The sequence below is a fragment of the Zoogloea sp. genome (genome assembly GCF_030157465.1).
Lineage (GTDB): Bacteria > Pseudomonadota > Gammaproteobacteria > Burkholderiales > Rhodocyclaceae > Zoogloea.
Genome location: NZ_JAOAUU010000074.1, coordinates 1 through 4,009 on the forward strand (window position 1 = coordinate 1; position 4,009 = coordinate 4,009).

The 4,009-nt window shown below is 56.6% G+C and carries 3 protein-coding genes; all 3 read right to left on the minus strand.

All coding sequences use genetic code 11. The annotated features are described in order from the left end of the window. Positions 1–584: 584 nt before the first annotated feature. The 3 genes from Q1W26_RS09830 to Q1W26_RS09840 all read right to left on the minus strand — a co-directional run bounded on the left by Q1W26_RS09830 (position 585) and on the right by Q1W26_RS09840 (position 3,969). On the minus strand, positions 585–1,910 hold the full coding sequence (locus Q1W26_RS09830; protein ID WP_300439186.1) for an IS1182 family transposase: 1,326 nt from the start codon (positions 1,908–1,910) through the stop codon (positions 585–587). 320 nt (positions 1,911–2,230) lie between these two features. Then, a complete protein-coding gene (locus Q1W26_RS09835; protein WP_300439189.1) occupies positions 2,231–3,121 on the minus strand; it encodes a hypothetical protein in 891 nt (296 codons plus the stop codon). After that, positions 3,118–3,969 (minus strand): caspase family protein, encoded by an 852-nt coding sequence (locus Q1W26_RS09840; RefSeq protein ID WP_300439192.1) that lies wholly within the window; start codon positions 3,967–3,969, stop codon positions 3,118–3,120. The genes Q1W26_RS09835 and Q1W26_RS09840 overlap by 4 nt, the downstream gene beginning before the upstream one ends. Positions 3,970–4,009 lie beyond the last annotated feature (40 nt).

A 4,009-nucleotide genomic window follows, 5' to 3' on the forward strand; every position in this document is an offset into this window, starting at 1 on the left:
GCGGACCTCCCATTTATCGCACCTCACCCTCAGCGTTTATCGCGCGCGGCTTTAGAATGATGAGTCGGCGCATGGTTTTTTCCGCTGTTTGTGCAGTACAGCATCCAGATTACGGATGCCGGGCCAGCGCCGGAATACGGCGAATTGCGTAGGTCGGGTGTCGGGTCGCGCTGCGCTAACCCGACCTTGAACTGGATTGACTGAGCCGCTACTTCGGCAGGGCTTTGCGGCGAGGTAGGCGGAGGTTTGGCTATCGGCCCAATGCGGTAATTTTTCTCACAAATGGCTCGACGGCTGGTAGCAGATGTGGAGCAGTCATCTGCTCAAGAAACGAACAGACAGCAGTTCGGCCTTTGCTGGCGCTCGCACCGGTCCAATGCGACGACCGCTCCAAACAACAAAGCCGTCCCGACTAGGAGTCTGCGCGGCAGAAGCATTCCGAGCGGAATGTCGTGCCGTGCAAGCGTAATGGGGTGGATGGGGGGCGGCAGATCATCGGGTCGGAGGTTGGGCGAAATGCGGCGCACCCCTCGATGTGGAGGGCCGCGCAAGCGCGACATGACCGAATTGCCTGTTCATGGCCCTCACGCCGTCACCAGGTAGCTCATCCGCCGCAAGTTCAACGCCAAGCAGACGAGCCGGAACTCGTCGCGGACCTTGCTCAGGCCTCGGAAACTGAATTGGCGGAAACCGAGGATGTTCTTGATCCAGCCGTTGGGCGCCTCGACGATCGCCTTACGCCTTCGGTACGCGGCCTTGGCCTCGTCGGTTTGCAGGTGGGCCGCCATCGCCGCGGTGTAGGGATTCTTGGCGGCGTCGATCTTCACTTGCGCGCGCCCCTCCCGTCCCAAGGCCACGATGACTTGTGTTGGCCCGGCGGCCAGTTGCGCGAACACGTCCTCCGAGCGGAACCCCGTGTCGGCCAGGACCGTGCCTGGGCTGCGCTTCAGGTTGGCATTGACGGCCTTGAGCAGCACCGGTAGCCGGTCGGCGTCGGCCGCATTGTTGGTCAGTTCGGCCGCAACGATGATCTGGGCCGTGTCGTCGACCGCCGTGTGCGCGTTGTAGCTTTGGTCGAAGCCACCGCCGGCACGCTTCATGATCCGGCTGTCCGGGTCGGTGAAGCTCTCCTGGGCGCTGTCTTCAGGCACCCCGAAGTCCCGTTTGTAGCGGCCGCCTTTAGGCTTGCCGTCTTTGCCCTTGGGCCGCCGCGCGTCCTGGGGATCGCGCCCCTTCTCTTTATCCAGGTCGGCTTGACGGGTTTCCAGGCGCTCGCGCGCCGCCTTGATCACCGCCAGCCGCGCTTCCCGCCGCGCGATTTCCGCCGGTACATCCAGCTCCGGTTCGTCCCGTTCGCTCCGATCCAACGCCTGGGCGCGATCGAGCAGCGCCCTGATCTGCCCTTCCAGCTCGGTCTGCTCCTCGCGCATGCGCCGGTAGCTCATCGCCTTGTGGCGCGAGGCATTGGCCTTGATCTTGGTGCCGTCCACGGCAATCGTGCCCAGCTTGACCAACCCGCATTCGCGCGCCAGTTGCACCACCTGCACGAACAGCGCCGCCAGCTCCTTCAGGTGCAGCGCCCGGAAGTCGCAGATCGTCCGGTGCTTCGGGTAGTTGCCTGCCGCCAGCACCCGGAAGGCCACGTCCTCATGCAACTTGCGGGCAATCTTGCGCGAGGAGAACACGCCGGTCGCGTAGCCGTAGAGCAGTACCTTGACCATCATTGCCGGATCGAACGGCTGGTTGCGTGGCCCGCCTCCGGCATAGCGGGCATGGAAGGCGCTCAAATCCAGCGCATCGACGGTGTCGTTGATGTAGTAGGCCAGATGCCCTTCCGGAAGCCATTCCTGCAATGCAGGGGGCAGCAGCAGCGTCTGGGTCGGATCGTAGGGGAGGTAAGTCGTAGCCATCTCTATCAAACGCGCTCACTGTTCGTCTTGTTGACCCGACTCCGCTTCTGCCGCGCAGACTCCTAGCAGCAAATTGGCGAAATGGGTAGTCAAGGACAAAACGGAATTCGAAGCCCGGCATCGTGTTTGGACTTCGGCGCGGCCTGCCGTTTCGTCAATGCCTTTGTTGCTGACGTAAAAAAGGCGCTGACGGGGTACGTCTCGCGCCTTTTCAAAAAATCAGTCCAACGATAAAAGCTCGACAACTTGTATTGGAGCTGGATGGCATTGCTCAAATTCCGATGATCTATGCCTGTTTTTCCGAGAGCAAGCGGCTAGGCCTATGTGCTTTTGTCAGGAGGGGCACCGATATCGGCTCTAGAGCCGATATTGTTAGCGTGTTGTTCGGTATCGAGAGCAGTACGCTCGAATGCGCTGATTAACGAAGGTATAAGTCGCTCGCTTGCTCCTGCTGCCGTACACAAAGCTAACAACAAAGCGGTCTTGCTACCAGCAAACTCTACTCCGCCCATGATCATGCCACTTTTGAGCGCCAAGCCAATAAATGCCGAACCAATAATTCCGGCTCCAATTCTGGATAGCCCCTCTAGGCAAAGGATTGTGCGCCCAGCATTGGCATCAAGTACCAAGTGCCGCGCACGGCTCGTTGCAGACAGTATTGCACCAAGGGGGCCGCATAGCGATCCAAGGATCACCTCAAACGCGGTAGTACCCCAAAAATTGGTTAACGGCTGACGATAAATCCAAAAAAGGCAGAGCAGAAAAACGCAAATCCCGGTGATGGCGTAGGCTGCCGTGAAGTACCAAAGCCAAGCGACCTCTTTGTTTCGAGCGCCCAGTTGCTTTTTTACCTCATGCAGCAGCAACATTGAGTCAGCCTTCGAATTGCCGGCAAAACACCGTGCGATGGCCTCTGCAATCTGAAGCCGAATCGGTGCAAGAATCTTGCGGTCCAAAATAAACTGTGACTGCGCCTCAAGGACGGCTGCTCGGCCCAGCACCTCTCCACAATGCTGCGGTTGTAGATGCTGATCTGTTGTTCGCCATTGGACCGTAAGATCTTCAGCAACGTAGACCACGAATTCGTCAGCATTCAAAACCAATTCGTAAATCTTCTTGTTGAGTTCAGGATCTATATCACCTGCTTTTAGCGAGTAGTGCTCCTTTGCAACTCGGGTATTGCCATTCGAGACCAACGTGGGCTCGCTCATGGGCGTAGAGAAATAATCAGTTGTTGAGAGGTTATGCACTTGGGAAGAGTGGCTTCTGGCGTTTGCTGCTGAGATCCTCCCGTCCTAGATCTGATCGTATTCGCTCGTGCTTCAGCGTGTGCGGTTTCTACAGTCTTGAATTCATGCCCGTATTCGAGTGCTTTTGCGGCATCCATCAGGTGTCCAAGATATATCGCACCATTCGCAGTATCGTAGGAAAACTCTCCGACAGCACACGAATAGAGGCGTACCTGCTGCGGCAACGCCTGCATTACACGATTGTCATATCGGTACCGGACAGACGACTCGGAAAAGGAGGCGCTAAGCGAGTCAAGCGCGACTGACTTTCGAACACTCTCTTGGATTACGCCTCGACAGCAGTCAAAAATGCTCACTTGCCGGGGGGCGATCTCAAGCAGATCTGATTCGGTTATGGTTTCTCCGTAACCGTTAATCTCTAATACGGTTTGGCGCTGGTGGGCGCCGTGGCCACTAAATAAAACAAATGCAAAATCGAAAGACTGTTGCTTGGCCACCTTCAACTGATTCAGCAATTGGGCTTTGCCAGGGTTCTCAAGAATTTCAATTTCATTTGAATGCCATGCACCGCCAATGGGGCTGCAAAGGAACCGCCGCGTCTTGTCAATATCAATCTGGACACCTTCCAACTTGCGCGTATTTCCGATAAGGATTGCTTTTCTTTTCACGATTTCTCCCAAAAAGGACTCCAACTTGAGCGATACGTTATATCTGACCGCATATTGTGTGCGAATTATGCCACCATTAATTACTCCCTGCTCGAAATTCAGACCAATCCAGGAAGAGGGGCCGATCCAGGGCCATCGCATTCGAAACTCATAACGGATGAATCCCGAGCATTTTCATACG

Excerpts from the sequence above, each read along its gene's own strand:
- Q1W26_RS09830 (WP_300439186.1), bottom strand. The coding sequence starts at position 1,910 with ATGGCTACGACTTACCTCCCCTACGATCCGACCCAGACGCTGCTGCTG.
- Q1W26_RS09835 (WP_300439189.1), bottom strand. The coding sequence starts at position 3,121 with ATGAGCGAGCCCACGTTGGTCTCGAATGGCAATACCCGAGTTGCAAAG.
- Q1W26_RS09840 (WP_300439192.1), bottom strand. The coding sequence starts at position 3,969 with ATGCGATGGCCCTGGATCGGCCCCTCTTCCTGGATTGGTCTGAATTTC.